We start from the raw sequence: 13,503 nt of genomic DNA, 5'->3' as shown, positions 1-13,503 counted from the left end.
ATATAATAAATATATTTTTAAAGTCTGGATAAAATCAACTTTAAAAATGTATAGAACCACCAAATAATATAGGTTTTTTCAACCTAAATAATGCTAAATTCTGTTGAATTTATCAAAATCCACATGATTAATTTGAATATACCTTTATAACCAAGAATCCCACTCACCAATAATTTCTTTGGTGTATTTTATATGGAAGTATTGGTGTAGAATAGCTCGTGTTGCTTGCATTGCAGACATTACTGTAGCTTCCACGCAACCAGAATTGTAACCGTTGTTAATCCAGTCGCCAGTTAGGTAAAGGTTATCAAACCCAGATTCATCAGTTTTGAGTCGATACTTGGTACTTCCAGGTACAGAAAGTACATAGCGTTCTGATGGGTTAATGTTAATTCGCCAGTATTGAGCTTTAAAGCGTTCTACTCCCTGACGGTTTTGAAAATCTACTAGTAAATCCCAATTCAAACCTTGGGGATTTTTGGGGTGAGTAGGATTAGCCCAAAGGTGTCCAATGTAATTGTTGAGGAAGTGAATTGCTTGTTGCTCTACTTTTTTTTGGGCTTTAGCTGGAAAATCATATTCTGTGTGGGGAGGAATACCTGGATCTGCAATGACGCCGGTGAAATAAGCTACAGTGTAAGGATAATGCTTAGAAGGCCAATTTTCTCGTACTATTAACTCGCTCATATCTGCATAAACATCAAGTGGTTCAATATAAGCTCCTAGCACATGACTAGATTTTTGCCATCCCAATTGTGGTAAGGTAGGCTTAAGCCATATTTGTCCGCCTTGAGTAGTTACTGTCTTAACTTGAGTTAACATATCGTGCCATTTTTGATGCACTGGATTTTTTTTGGCATGGAGCAATTCACTGCAAATAGAGGGTAAGGCGGCTATAGAAATTCCCAGCAATACAATATCGAAATCATCGCCTTTGGTGAGGGTGATTTTGTCTACATCCTGCCAAGGTGTCCAATATGACTCAAGGTTAATTTCTTGGTCTTGGAGTTTTTGGGCTTCTTCATCGACAATCTGATCATAAAGAGGTTCATTAGGCCAGCAGCGAATGTCTTTAACTTTGATGAGTGGTTGATATTCTTGCTCTAGGTTTTTTAAATTTACTTGGCGAGCCAAAGTGATACTTGCAATTGATTGCTGATCTTTATCCAAGTGCAACTGCTTGGCAACATGGAAGAACTTAAATTTTACACCACGACGCTTTAGCACTTCATATAGTGGAGTGATCACTACCTCCGCCATCCCTGATTGCATTTTCCACATGATTGCGCCATTGTATTTGAACAATATAGTGGTGAGGATACGGATAGCTGTTCCTGCTGCTAGTTGCGGTTCATTGGTATTGCCTTCTGGAAAACCATACACTAAATCGTATAAGACACGAATAAATGCTGATTTAACACTTGATTCCCTAGCTCCGTGTTTTCGTAGCCAGTCTCTGTAGTTATACTCATCTAAACTGTCTAAGGAGCGAAAATGAATTACCTCATCTACAAATAAACCCCGGATGTTTGCTAATGCTAGGTCAATGAGTGTTAAACGCCAAAAGATGTCAGGATTTTGCCCACTTTTAGATTCTATCTGAGGGATCAAATGTTCTTTAAAACGGTCTATTAGCTTAAGAATTAACTGCTGATGTTCACGTCTTTGAGTTTTGGTATTTTCAGGCAGTGATTGAGCTAGGTTGTAGGCAAGTTTTAAGAACATTCCTTCAGAATTCAAGTCTAGGTCTTGGAAGATATCGCCAATGTATTGGTTGATATTGTTAAGCCATTTTCCCCAAAAACTAGGTTCTTGGAAAAATAACTGAATCAACTGGCTAGGAAATTGCAAGAGACTACTATCTGATAAAAATTCCATTATCTCTTTGCCTAATGCTATTTGTTTGGCAAGAGATACTGAGGAACTTTTGTAAAGATGAAACTGGTCGTAATTCTCAATTTCTGCGTAAGTCTGAATGACGAATTTGATGGTGGTGCAAATATATTCCCAAAGAGAAGAAATACCGCCACCTTCCCAAGGAACTAAAGAATTGGTAGGGAAGTTAAAAGGCAGAGTTACCCAATTTTGATTGATGTATTCTTCTAAGACAATGAAACTGTGGGGTTTGAATGCGTCTTCTATGGTGCTGAAAGGCCCGTTGCCACCAAGTTCGTCGTAGCATTGCTTGAGTAGACGAAAGGCATTTTCGTAGAATCCAAAAAAAATGTGCAGTCCATGTTCTTCAATGCGGTAGTCTGGCTCATAATTAGGTGCATGGGGTTTGATATTGCGTCCAGTTGCACATTTACCACCTAAACGCCAACCTGTTTGATAAATAGTAATGTCGTAGAGACTATCCCACCCTGGTTGACTGGTTAATTCATAGGCGGTTGTTAATGATGCCATTCCACCGCCTAAGATAGCGATCTTTTTTGGCTTAAAGGTTTCGGACATGTTTGTTTTTCTTTGCGTGGTAAGGGTGAAGAAGGAAGCAGAAGACAGAGGAGATAATTTAATCAGTACGGGCGAAACGTTAGCTATCCGCTAACAGCATTCACTAATTTTTCTGTAGTGCTTGCCAAACGGTTTGCCCATCTTTGAGGGTGAAGTCGAAATGCAGCACAAAACCAAGCTTTACCGGGATATTTACTGATTCGCTACCTGCGGAATAACCTTTATCTAGTCCTAAGTCTTGGACGACTGGTTGACTAGCGAAATTATTGATTTTTAATTGAAATTGATCGCCAAAACTATTAAAGCCAAAGAGTTTACCGCCATAGAAGGTTTGTAGTTGCATGGGGGATTCAATCAGTGCTTGATAGCAGGCTTTTTTGCTGTTTTCTACGTCGCGGATTTGTTTGAGGGTAACGAGAGGGACAACTTTGTTTAGAAGATATTCAAGAAGATTAAAGGGCAACTGTAAGCCAGGAATGGCAATCTCGTTATTGTTAAATAATAAGCTAGCGATCGCTGTTGTTGCTTCTTCAAAAGTGTCCCATGTTTTGATAGCTTGATGTTTAGCCCCTGTACTAATGCGTTGAACCTCCAGCAACCGTGCATCTAGAGATTGACTTATCGGAGAAAATTCTTTAAATACTAAGGTGTCTACGGTTAATAAATCCGGTTCTTGATTTAAGTCAGGAATCTGAAATGTGCCAAGTTGTTTAAAGAAGCCGTAGACTTCTCTACCAGAAACTAGGATCGGACAATTATTTACGTACAAGTAAGGCATGAACCAAGCTAGGCGTTCGGCAATGAATAAAGGCCCGACTCTTTTACCTACCACTGTTAACATCCAAAAGATGGCTTCTTCTTCATGCACAGTTCCTTTGCCATAGTCGGGGGGATAAATAGAACTTAAAGAATCTATCTTGTTGAACGTCAAGATGAGATAGTTCATCGCTGGGCGATATTCAATCTCTCCGTTATTAGGATCATTGAGATATTTATCACACACCTCTTGCAACTTCGCCATTGAACCTTCAACGACAAAGCCATACATTTTTGTCCCTTTGATTTCGTAGGGTTGATTAAACGCCTGTCCATCTGCTCGTTCTATATATTTGGGATATGGTGATTTGTTACCACCTCCGCAAAAGTAATTTTTGAAAAAACTACTCATATCTTGTTCCATATTTTTGCCTTTTACCGCTAAATCTTGGAACAATTGATCTGGTTTTTGTTGTATTTGGGTAAGGTAATTTGTGAGTTTTTGGGGTTCTTGAAGTAGGGCAGTAAATTCACTAACAGCGCCTAAAGCCGTATGGAAACTTGTTTGCATTGTCTGCAAAGGGTTGTTGTTGTTCATAGGGTCTTGCTAATTTACTATGTTTTTTTTATACGAAATTAGTGTTTATTCATATGTACAGAGATATGAGAATATTAGATACCTCTGTGTTTCTGTACTATTGTGTCAAAGGAGTTTTAATTTGTCCTTACTAAAACCCGATAATCTGTTAAATAAATGACAATCATTCTTCAGCAGAGGGTCTTGTTTGAAGTGTTCCCTTTACACTGGCTTTTCTAACAAATTGCTCAGACAGCGAATCTTGGCACAAGGTTTACCACCAACGCGACTAGTGTCAATCCAATAGCCAATGTCAAGAGGGCTTTCGATATTCTTGGGGGGTTCGATGGTTTGGGGCGATTGGCTACGGCATTAGGGGAGAAGGCGCGATCGCACGGATGCATTTGCCCAAAGTAAAACTTAATCAAGTGCTATAACTGACATTTATAGTCTAAAAGTTGTGTTGATGATCAAGTAGCGATCGCTTACTTACCACAAAAATTTGGTTAAAAAAGCAGGAACATCAGGGTTTTTGCGAATAATATTTACATATGTTAATATTGTTAATTTTGTTTAAGTACACATATTCAGTATGGTTGCCATAAAGACTGTTCTCAAAGATTCAGAGCAAATCACTCGGTTGTTTTCTCATCTCGAATTTGATGGAAAGAAACTCAATCATCAACCGGGTAGCATATTGGGGAGTACTGCATTGATTGCGGGAACCACCGTTGGGGCTGGGATTCTCGCCTTACCAGCTGTTACCCTGCCGTCTGGTATTGTGCCATCCACATCTGGGCTGATTGCTGTTTGGCTCTACGCTTTAGTTTCAGGGTTATTGGTTGCAGAAGTGATCTTAAACACGATGCGAACACAAGGGTGTCCGAGTATAGGTTTTTTGGGAGTTGTTGAGAAGATCCTTGGTAAGCTGGGAGGGCGAATTGCTGGCGGCGCATATTTATTTATGCACTATGCTCTCTTAGTGGCATACATCACTGAAGGTGGAGAGATTTTAGTATCTGCGGCGGCAAAAGTCTGGGATATGCAGATATTGCCGAAGTGGTTGGGCACAACGACTTTCACGCTCTTATTTGGTGGCATTATGTATCTTGGGCAAGAAAAGTTTATTGAGAAATTAAATAGTGCCTTTGTCGGAATTGTTATCGTTTCCTTCTTGGGACTATTGTTTCTGGTAGGAGGGCACATTCAGAGTGCCCAACTATTATTTCAGAATTGGAGTGCCCTTGGTAGTGCTATTTCAGTAATGTCTGTGGCGCTATTTTTCCAAAACGTTGTGCCAGTGGTTGTGACGCAACTCGAAGGGGATGCCCACAAAATTCGTCAGTCCATCTTTATTGGTTCTGTGATTCCTCTAATTATGTTCTTGGCGTGGAATGCCGTAATTTTAGGAAGCGTCAGTCCTGATATGCTACATGATACATCTGATGGTAGAACCGTTTTTGACCCGTTGCAAATTCTCCGAACAGGTGGTGTGGGGGAATGGTTAGGAGTGCTAGCATCCATTTTTTCAGAGTTTGCGATCGTCACATCATTCATTGGATTTGTATACGGGTTGCTGGATGTATTCAAAGATATTTTCCTAATTACACAGGGCAAACTTTTTAGTCGCCTATCCCTCTATTCCCTGGTTCTTTTCCCTCCTATGACTCTGGGAACACTCAATCCCACCATCTTTTTTACTGCCTTAGATTACACTGGAACATTTAGTATCTCAGTTCTCGGTGGAATTATTCCGGCGTTAATGAGTTGGAAGCAACGTCAAGAACAAGAAAACTCAGATAGTATAAATCAATCACTCGTTCCTGGTGGGAAGGTGACACTTATGGTGATGATTGGAGTGGCATTAGCCATGATGGGAAGACAAATTCTGGCAATTGCCACACAGTCAAACCATCAATGAAATTTTATGTTACACAAACAGCGATAATTGTAGTATAAAGATGACAAACACAATCAAATGAGTGATTCTCGCCTCGTCAAAATCAGCAAATATCTCAGTAAATATCTGCGACATACACCGGATGCAATTGGAATTAAACTCGCTCCTGCTGGTTGGGTTGCTGTTGATGAACTACTTACTGCTTGTGCTAAAAACAAGTTTCCGATTAATCGTCAGGAATTAGAGGCGGTAGTTGAATCCAACGAGAAACAACGGTTTTCTTTTGATTCTACAGGGACTCTGATTCGTGCAAACCAAGGACATAGTGTAAAAGTCGATTTACAATTAGAATCTGTTGTACCCCCAGATGAGCTTTATCACGGCACGGGACACAAATCTGTAAAGGCTATTATGCAAACAGGACTTTGCAAAATGTTACGACATCATGTCCATTTATCGCAGGATATTGCAACAGCACAAACTGTTGGTACAAGACATGGAAAAGCTGTAGTTTTTGTTGTATATGCTGCGGCAATGCATCAGGCGGGTTACATTTTCTATTGTTCTGCTAATGGTGTTTGGTTAGTGGATCATGTTCCACCTGAGTATCTACAAAAAATTTGAATTTTAATAAGTTGTTAAGATTTATTTAGAAATCCGAGGAACTGTTTCCTTGTTTTGAGTATTTGATAGCATTGGTACCCACAGCTTCTGCCAGTATTTGTGCTTGGCGCGATCGCTCTAAGCTAATATGCCAAAAAGCATATTCCACGGCTTTTTAAGCTGTTTTTAACATCAAGTTAGATAGTATATTTGGTTCGGCTACTGATGTTGCTGTAACAGCATTTCAGAAAAGCTTTGGCTTAATCGCTGATGGAATTGTTGGTTCTGGAACTCAAAAAGCACTTGGGTTGTGAGACTTTTGAATAATACTATTTTGATTTTCGATTTTGGATTGTGAAAGAGTTGCTGTTAATCGCTTTTAGCGCTCTATTTGTCGCAATCATTATTCAAATTGGTGTAATCTGCTTGAATACAAAATACCCCAAGTATTCAGATGTATCTCTTGCTTTATACAGACGCGATTAATCGCGTCTGTCTCCATCAATAGGGCACGCATCGCTTACAGCCGGAAACCTTCAATGGTCTGGTTCCGTTGTCAAACTGCTCAAAATGTTCCTTGAATAATTCCGCCATCTTGTTTACAGTAACTTGAAGCCGAGGTGATTGAGAACTTCACGCAAGCGATCGCGTCCCTTCAATGACTCGACAGTTGCGATCCGCTGGGCTGAGTGTTCTGACCAATCACCAGGGATATTCATCTTTTGTTCAGTATAGAAGTCTTTGATGATATCGTTATAGTGAGCGATCGCTTCTTCTTGATCTGCCAATTTATAAGTTTCACGGTGCAGTATCGCTGATTGTGGTAACCTTGGCTTAATCGCTGCTTCTACCTCAGGATTCGCATAGCCGACACACAGCCCAAATACAGCATACACAGAGGAGGGCAAATTCAATATCTCTGCTACCTCTTGAGGGTGGTTCCGAATACCGCCGATATATACTGTTCCCAAACCGAGTGACTCAGCTGCTACTGCTGCGTTTTGCGCCGCCAAAGTTGCATCGATTGTTGCCATCACAAACATTTCCAAGTATTCCAGCGCATCATGAGAGATGCCGCGACTATCAGCAACGTAATTTAGACGCGCCAAGTCTGCTAACCAAACTAAGAATAAAGGAACCTGCTTAATATGTGCTTGGTTTCCTGCTAGCTTGGATAACTCCTCTTTGCGCTGTTGATCTTCGACTGCTACCACACTCCAGGTTTGCAAATTAGAGGAAGTAGATGCAGATTGGGCGGCTGCAATTAGTAACTCCAGAGTTCCTGGTGGTAGAGGATCAGATAGATAAGACCGGATTGAACGGTGAGATAGGAGTGCTGTCAGGGAATCATTCCATTCAATTTCGGGATTGAAGGGAATTTCACCGTAGCGCGATCGCAGTAGTTCTGTAGGATTAGTCATAATCAATTCCCAGATTCACATTTCAAAAATTGCCAGTTGTTTTATTACTAATACCAATTCTATTTGTAGGGACAATACATCTGTACGCCCCTACAGCCGATTCATTGTACTAGCTTAAGTTTTTGGTGCAAATGCAGCGTATTGTTCTTTTGTCAACACTGCATCCTTCACATTTATCTCTTTGGGAATTAACTTCAATTTATAGTATGTATCCGCAACATCTTGTTGGAGATTTATTAAATTGTCATCAATTGGGACAAGACCAAAAGTCCGTCTGTTAGTTGCTTTTTTCATCGTTTCTATATCAATTCCTAACACAGGTGCTAGAGTTTTTGCTACCTCTTCTCGATTCTGTTTAGACCATTCTTCTAGATTTTGAATTTCCTCCAGTATTGCCTTGACAGTTTGGGGATTTTCAGTGACAAATTTGCGAGTCATCAAATAATATCCTCCCTGTTTATTGATTCCTGTGCCATCAATCAGGACTCTGGCTTTAGTTACATCTTGAGCTGCTGCATAGAAGGGGTCCCAAATCACCCAGGCATCCACACTACCCTTGACAAATGCAGCGCGGGCATCAGCTGGTGCTAAATATTTAGGTTCAATATCAGTATATTTCAATCCCGCTTTTTCTAAAGCTTGGAGTAACAATAAGTGAGCGCTAGAGCCTTTTTGAAAGGCAACTTTTTTACCTTTGAGGTCAGTAAGTTTTTGAATTTGTGAATTTTGAGGAACAAGAATTGCTGAACTAGCCGGAGTAGCCGCAGTCCCAACAACATAAGTTAGTGATGCTCCAGCTGCTTGGGCAAATATTGGCGGTGATTCTCCTACAGGACCGATGTCAATGCTACCCACATTCATGGCTTCTAGTAGTTGTGGTCCTGCTTGAAATTCAGTCCACTTTACAGTAATACCTTCTGGTGCCAAACGCTTTTCTAAAACACCTTTAGTTCTAAGCAAAATGGTCGATTTTTGATAGCCAAATCTTACCACTGTTGCTTTACTGGAAGCCGAATTGCTAACAGATGTGGCACTGGAATTAGGGGAATTAACAGTAGGTGTCGATGAGCAGGCGGCAAATAGCACGCTTAGACAAAGACCTGTAACAAAAGCCCCCATAATTGGCAAAACAGAAGAAAAGAATAATTTATTTTGGTTGTTAAGTGGGATATTCCTGATTTTTATCAACGATATCCACTTGGTAATTAAGCGGTGAAAGATTAAGTTAATCATCAAAATGATTTCTCTGAATTATATTTTACTATAAACCTATAAGTTTACCGGAGTATATAAATAAATTTAAGGAAATTTGACATAAAAAGAGCGGGAAGTAAGGTAAATTTATACTTCCCTGCGTATTACTTAGTTTCAAGAAACACAGCATTAAGTCAGTAAATCAGGTTCTTCACGGATAATCCTGTCGTAAAGTGGCTGGAAACTGAACCACCCACTTGTATTTGATCCCACTTGAGTTTGTGTTAAACGGGCTGTTTCGTGTTTGATAATAGTAGGTCTACCCGCAGCTTCTGCCAGAAGTTGGGCTTGGCACGATCGCTCTAAGCTAATGTACCAAAAGGCAGCTTCATCTACCGTATGTCCCACAGTTAAAATGCTGTGGTTACGCAGGATTATGGCTTTATTTGTGCCCAAGGTTTGCGCCAGTCGCTGACCTTCAGAAATTTCTAAAACCACACCTGTGAAATCATCAAATAGGGCATGGTCTTCGTAAAAAGCACAGGAATCTTGAGTTAAGGGGTCAAGGAGACGACCTAAACTAGACCAGGCTTTACCATAAAGTGAATGAGCATGAGCCGCTGCTATGACATCAGGTCGAGCTTCATGAATCTGAGAATGGATGGCGAAAGCCGCTCGATTTACCTCAGCATCGCCTTTAACCACCTCACCTTCTCTGTTAACTAAGAGCAGGTCAGAAACTCGGATATGACCGAAGTATGTCCCTAATGGATTGACCCAGAAATGATCTGTAAACTCCGGATCACGAGCTGTAATATGGCCGGCGATTCCCTCGCTGAACCCAAACTTACCAAACAGGCGAAAAGCAGCGGCTAGGCGTTGCTTACGGTGCAGACGTTCGTCTTCAACTCGCTCGAATATAGGGGGTTGTGGTCTATCGGACTTGGGCATGTTCTTTTTCCTCCTCTTTACAGGGAGCGTTGGAATATCCAGAGCGAAAGGACTTGACGCTATGAGATTCTGGGATGAACTGGTGACGCAAGATGCAGCCAGTATCATTACCCAGAAGATGGATAGATACAGATGCGCTCTGGGATGTGGTTTTGACGGCGTGGATATCACCATCTGGGGGTAAGAGGCGGTAGATATCCCCTGGTTGAAGCGATCGCACTTCAGTTACTTGTAATTGTGCGTGTCCTTCGGCGTCACCCTTATCTACACGGCGATATACTGTTTCTTCTTGATTACCTTTGTATAAACCAATCAATCCCCAAGCCAAATGGTCGTGAACGGGAGTTGTTGAACCTGGGGGAATCACCAAGCTGAAGACTGAGAGGGAACGGTCTTTGGCGCGATAAAGCAGCCACTGACCAATACCGCCGCCCATTTTACTTTCGGGATTGATTTGAGCAAACTTTTCCGGGAGCCATTCCTGTTGGGCAAGCAGTTCTTGAAAATAGGGTTCTAATCTAGCTAGAGTTTGGGTGCGATCGTCAGCAGTGCTAGCGCTAATTTCATGCACTGTTGCTACAAACGATCGTAGTTCCTGGCTCTCAATAAACCATTGGTCTTCTGCTAATGGTTCTAAGATGGTGTGGTTTGTCATCTATATTCCTCAGTTTGGGAGGCGACTAACATTTACTAATTCGTAATTCGTAATTCGTAGCTAATAATTAAATTACAAATTACGAATTATTTTAATGCCAGGGTGAAACTTGAAGCCAAGTTGCTCAAGTTTTAGACGAGAAAGAGACTCCTTCAGAATGATAGTAAAGGGATATCGCTGGAATACGGTAGCTTTACCTTGTGACAATAGCAGCCTAGCACGGCTGATACGTACTGGATATAACGGTTGTTGGTTGGCATCAAGAATCAATACTTTGCTCATGAATGATATTCCTTACGAGTAAAGTTATTAAGGGACTATCAAAAAATCAATCATCCAATCTTGATCTAAGGGATTTCCAACAAATAAATTATTCAATCTCGTGGATTGACCAGCATAACCGCCTTTAGCTACAGGCGACTTCTTTACCCATCCCACAAGAAGTAGTTGAATATTTTTTTATTTGTTTTTTATTTGAAAGTCCCTAAGCAACAACAGTTGCTTGTCGCTCCCGCCGTTGCACTTCTGCCCGGACTAGGGGAATCACGTCACGACCATAAGCGATCGCATCTTCTAAGGGATCAAATCCCCGGATCAATAGAGTAGTTACCCCCACCTCATAGTAATCCACAAGCGACTCTGCAACTTGCTCCGGTGTACCAACCAGGGCTGTAGTGTTACCATAAGCACCAGTAACGGCAGCAATTGGCGTCCACAAGCGCTTATCGAAAATTTCGCTTTCTTGGGCAAACTGTAACAAACGATTGGAACCCACTGCTTGCGGACGTGCTGAATTAAAGTAGGGAGTTATTGGTAGCTGATTTTCTGTTTTTGCAGCCCGAATTTCTTTAACACGCGATAGAATTAAGTGCGCCCGTTCCCAAGCCTTCTCCTCAGTATCACCTAGAATCGGTCGCAAAGATACACTAAACCGTGGCGATCGCCCTGCTGGTGTTACGGCTTTTACTTCACGTATTCGTTCCTTAACTGCCGCAATTGGTTCTCCCCACATAGCGTAGACATCACTATGCTTTGCACCCACAGGTACTGCTGCACCAGAAGCACCGCCAAAGTACAGGGGTATGTGGGGTTGTTGTAAAGGCTTCACATCTGAATAAGCATCTTTCACGCGGTAGAATTCGCCCTCATAGTCGAAGGGAGTATCACTCGTCCATACCCGGCGCACGATGTCGAGGTACTCATCTGTACGGCGATAGCGAGTATCGTGGTCAAGCCAATCACCATCGCGTTGCTGTTCAGCATCGCTGCCACCTGTAATAATGTGTATAGCAATGCGACCATTAGTAAAATGATCCAAAGTTGCTGTCTTGCGTGCGAAGAGTGTAGGAGCCACGAAACCAGGGCGGTGGGCGATTAAAAACTTCAACCGTTCTGTTGCAGCCGCTGCGAACGAAGCCACAGTTAAGCCATCGGGGCCAGTTGAACCATAACCGACCAGTACCCGATCAAAGCCACCATCCTCATGTGCCTTAGCAAACTTGCGGACATAGGCGGAATCTATCGAACCGCCCGTGATCGAAACTGTCGGCCCATCTAACTCAGATATTTGTCGCGTTCCAATCATCCCAATAAATTCAATTGGCATAGTAGTGCATCACCTCAAAAATTACAAACTTTATTTGGGCATTGGGCATGGTTGTTCCCCTTGTCCTCCTGCTTCCCTACTCCTACTTAGCCGTGGGGCAGATAGTAGCAGTAACATCTACCCTTTTCGGTAAAATCTTTTGCTCCAGCATCCAGTCAGCCGTCTTCTGAAGTTTGGCAACATCATCAGCATTAGGTGTGGCGAGTAGCTGTGACCCTTGATTCTCAGTTACCCGCTTGGCTACGGCTGGGGAGATTTTGATGTCCTTAACTAGAAATTCGGCTGATTTTGCCGTATTTACATTCAACCAATCATATTCTTCACCTAAACCCCTGAAAGCTGCTTTTACCGCCTCTGGAGATTTAGCCGCAGCCTCATTACGCACAAGCATTACACTGTAGGTGGGAGCTGGATGGGTTGTGGTGATTCTCCTAGCACCATGCTCTAATTCGGCAATTGAGATATAGGGGTCCCAAACTGCCCAAGCGTCCACAGTTCCTTGGTAGAGGGCGGGTGCAGCATCAGTTGGAGCTAAGAAAACACGCTGAACTTTATCTTTAGAAATGTTCTCTTTTTCCAATACTTTTAATAACAGGTACTCACCTGCGCCAGCCTGATTTACAGCAACTTTTTTACCTACTAGGTCAGCAGGCTTACGGATAGAAGAGTCGCCACGGACTACGATCGCACTGTTCAATGATTCCGGTCTGGGACGCTGAACAGCACCAATGCAAAGCTCCTGACCGGCAGCAATAGCTGACAATCCAGGAATGTCTCCGCACCCGCCTATATCGGCTTGATTAGCACTAATTGCTTGGAGTAAGGTAGCACATCGGTCAAATGGGCCAGCCCATTCAGCTTTGATATTCTGAGCCGCAAGCCTCTTTTCTAACTCTCCTCGTTGACGTGCAATTGGCACTACACCTCCCTTTTGGTATCCCAGGCGAATCAAACTAGTTTTCTCTTGAGTCTGGTTACTGACATTTTGGGCAGTGGTATTAGTATTTGCAGAGTTCCTTGGAGCGCAGCCAGAAATCACCAAACCTAGCCAGGAACTAGCAACCAATAAGGCACTAAAGGACTTTACTGAGCGTTGTGGCAATAAAAACAAGAACTTTTTTAACTGATTCAACAACTTTTTTATTACTCCTGTTATTAAAAAAAGATAAGAATGAGGTCTAGAGGTCAACTCCAGCACTCTTGTCTTTACGGCTGATTAGGGATTTCCAAGGAATAAATCATCCAATCTTGTGGGGTAGTCTCACAATCAGTAGTTGGATATTTTTAGGACTTACGCAAAATATCTCTCAAACTCTGATTTCTGCGTGCCGCGCCAGTTGCTACCCTGCGGGAACGCTAAGAGCGAACAAGTTGGGGAACCGCAAG

At 42.1% G+C, this 13,503-nt stretch carries 13 protein-coding genes; 3 read left to right on the top strand and 10 right to left on the bottom strand.

Translation table 11 applies throughout. The features are described from left to right. Positions 1–144 precede the first annotated feature (144 nt). Together V7K40_RS15600 and V7K40_RS15595 are read right to left on the bottom strand one after the other, a co-directional pair. Entirely contained in the window at positions 145–2,454 is a 2,310-nt protein-coding gene (locus tag V7K40_RS15600; protein ID WP_334961079.1) for an NAD(P)-binding protein, read from the bottom strand. A gap of 103 nt (positions 2,455–2,557) precedes the next feature. Then, positions 2,558–3,808, bottom strand: a complete 1,251-nt coding sequence (locus V7K40_RS15595; RefSeq protein ID WP_334961077.1) for a hypothetical protein — start codon at positions 3,806–3,808, stop codon at positions 2,558–2,560. A 571-nt stretch (positions 3,809–4,379) separates the two neighbouring features. Between V7K40_RS15595 and V7K40_RS15590 the strand changes: the two genes are divergently transcribed. Continuing rightward, the gene (locus tag V7K40_RS15590; RefSeq protein ID WP_334961075.1) at positions 4,380–5,708 is read left to right on the top strand and encodes an aromatic amino acid transport family protein; all 1,329 of its coding nucleotides are present in this window, start codon (positions 4,380–4,382) and stop codon (positions 5,706–5,708) included. Positions 5,709–5,765: 57 nt separating this feature from the next. Next, positions 5,766–6,311 (top strand): RNA 2'-phosphotransferase, encoded by a 546-nt coding sequence (locus V7K40_RS15585; RefSeq protein ID WP_334961073.1) that lies wholly within the window; start codon positions 5,766–5,768, stop codon positions 6,309–6,311. 25 nt (positions 6,312–6,336) lie between these two features. Here the strand turns inward: V7K40_RS15585 and V7K40_RS15580 are convergent, their stop codons facing one another. Beyond that, positions 6,337–6,459 carry a hypothetical protein gene (locus V7K40_RS15580; protein WP_334961071.1) on the bottom strand — a complete coding sequence of 41 codons (123 nt, stop codon included), beginning with the start codon at positions 6,457–6,459 and terminating at the stop codon, positions 6,337–6,339. A 22-nt stretch (positions 6,460–6,481) separates the two neighbouring features. On the opposite strand from V7K40_RS15580, the gene V7K40_RS15575 reads away from it, so the two are divergent. Continuing rightward, positions 6,482–6,604, top strand: a complete 123-nt coding sequence (locus V7K40_RS15575; RefSeq protein ID WP_334961199.1) for a peptidoglycan-binding domain-containing protein — start codon at positions 6,482–6,484, stop codon at positions 6,602–6,604. Between the two features lie 285 nt (positions 6,605–6,889). Here V7K40_RS15575 and V7K40_RS15570 read toward each other — a convergent pair whose 3' ends face one another. The 7 genes from V7K40_RS15570 to V7K40_RS15540 all read right to left on the bottom strand — a co-directional run bounded on the left by V7K40_RS15570 (position 6,890) and on the right by V7K40_RS15540 (position 13,249). Then, positions 6,890–7,711 (bottom strand): NADPH-dependent oxidoreductase, encoded by an 822-nt coding sequence (locus V7K40_RS15570; protein WP_334961069.1) that lies wholly within the window; start codon positions 7,709–7,711, stop codon positions 6,890–6,892. 114 nt (positions 7,712–7,825) lie between these two features. After that, positions 7,826–8,944 (bottom strand): sulfonate ABC transporter substrate-binding protein, encoded by a 1,119-nt coding sequence (locus V7K40_RS15565; protein WP_334961067.1) that lies wholly within the window; start codon positions 8,942–8,944, stop codon positions 7,826–7,828. 150 nt (positions 8,945–9,094) lie between these two features. After that, on the bottom strand, positions 9,095–9,856 hold the full coding sequence (locus V7K40_RS15560; RefSeq protein WP_334961065.1) for a class II aldolase/adducin family protein: 762 nt from the start codon (positions 9,854–9,856) through the stop codon (positions 9,095–9,097). Beyond that, on the bottom strand, positions 9,840–10,511 hold the full coding sequence (locus tag V7K40_RS15555) for a hypothetical protein (protein ID WP_334961063.1): 672 nt from the start codon (positions 10,509–10,511) through the stop codon (positions 9,840–9,842). Before V7K40_RS15555 ends, V7K40_RS15560 begins: the two co-directional genes overlap by 17 nt. Positions 10,512–10,583: 72 nt before the next feature. Then, on the bottom strand, positions 10,584–10,793 hold the full coding sequence (locus tag V7K40_RS15550; protein WP_334961061.1) for an RRXRR domain-containing protein: 210 nt from the start codon (positions 10,791–10,793) through the stop codon (positions 10,584–10,586). Between the two features lie 202 nt (positions 10,794–10,995). Continuing rightward, positions 10,996–12,117 carry an LLM class flavin-dependent oxidoreductase gene (locus V7K40_RS15545; RefSeq protein WP_334961059.1) on the bottom strand — a complete coding sequence of 374 codons (1,122 nt, stop codon included), beginning with the start codon at positions 12,115–12,117 and terminating at the stop codon, positions 10,996–10,998. Between the two features lie 82 nt (positions 12,118–12,199). Continuing rightward, complete coding sequence (locus V7K40_RS15540; RefSeq protein ID WP_334961057.1) at positions 12,200–13,249, bottom strand: aliphatic sulfonate ABC transporter substrate-binding protein; 1,050 nt, start codon at positions 13,247–13,249, stop codon at positions 12,200–12,202. Positions 13,250–13,503: the final 254 nt, after the last annotated feature.

The organism is Nostoc sp., from assembly GCF_036917195.1.
Taxonomy (GTDB): domain Bacteria; phylum Cyanobacteriota; class Cyanobacteriia; order Cyanobacteriales; family Nostocaceae; genus Nostoc.
Note: the sequence above shows the minus strand (reverse complement) of the source record. Positions and strands in the feature narration are given on the sequence as shown.

Excerpts from the sequence above, each read along its gene's own strand:
- V7K40_RS15555 (WP_334961063.1), bottom strand. The coding sequence starts at position 10,511 with ATGACAAACCACACCATCTTAGAACCATTAGCAGAAGACCAATGGTTT.
- V7K40_RS15585 (WP_334961073.1), top strand. The coding sequence starts at position 5,766 with ATGAGTGATTCTCGCCTCGTCAAAATCAGCAAATATCTCAGTAAATAT.
- V7K40_RS15565 (WP_334961067.1), bottom strand. The coding sequence starts at position 8,944 with ATGATTAACTTAATCTTTCACCGCTTAATTACCAAGTGGATATCGTTG.
- V7K40_RS15590 (WP_334961075.1), top strand. The coding sequence starts at position 4,380 with ATGGTTGCCATAAAGACTGTTCTCAAAGATTCAGAGCAAATCACTCGG.
- V7K40_RS15570 (WP_334961069.1), bottom strand. The coding sequence starts at position 7,711 with ATGACTAATCCTACAGAACTACTGCGATCGCGCTACGGTGAAATTCCC.
- V7K40_RS15600 (WP_334961079.1), bottom strand. The coding sequence starts at position 2,454 with ATGTCCGAAACCTTTAAGCCAAAAAAGATCGCTATCTTAGGCGGTGGA.
- V7K40_RS15550 (WP_334961061.1), bottom strand. The coding sequence starts at position 10,793 with ATGAGCAAAGTATTGATTCTTGATGCCAACCAACAACCGTTATATCCA.
- V7K40_RS15595 (WP_334961077.1), bottom strand. The coding sequence starts at position 3,808 with ATGAACAACAACAACCCTTTGCAGACAATGCAAACAAGTTTCCATACG.
- V7K40_RS15560 (WP_334961065.1), bottom strand. The coding sequence starts at position 9,856 with ATGCCCAAGTCCGATAGACCACAACCCCCTATATTCGAGCGAGTTGAA.
- V7K40_RS15545 (WP_334961059.1), bottom strand. The coding sequence starts at position 12,117 with ATGCCAATTGAATTTATTGGGATGATTGGAACGCGACAAATATCTGAG.